Annotated in this window: 1 protein-coding gene; it reads left to right on the forward strand. The window is 67.1% G+C overall.

Annotation, left to right across the window (positions count from 1 at the left end; genetic code table 11):
* Positions 1 to 252: hypothetical protein (locus IF37_RS40540; RefSeq protein ID WP_037858564.1), on the forward strand; the 252-nt coding region annotated here is incomplete at both ends.

Genomic DNA, 252 nt, shown 5'->3' on the forward strand with positions numbered 1-252 from the left:
CCGCGGCTACCGCATCGAACTCGGCGAAATCGAAAACGCCCTCAACACCCACCCCCACATCCACACCACCACCCTCACCACCCGCGAAGACACACCCGGAGACAAGCGCCTCGTCGCCTACGTCGTCCCCACCCCGGGACACCACCCCGACACCGCCGAACTCCGCACCCACCTCCAGCGACAGCTGCCCGACTACATGGTCCCGAGCAGCTACGTCACCCTCGACCGGCTCCCCCTCACACCCAACGGCAA

The organism is Streptomyces sp. NRRL S-31, from assembly GCF_000718775.1.
Lineage (GTDB): Bacteria > Actinomycetota > Actinomycetes > Streptomycetales > Streptomycetaceae > Streptomyces.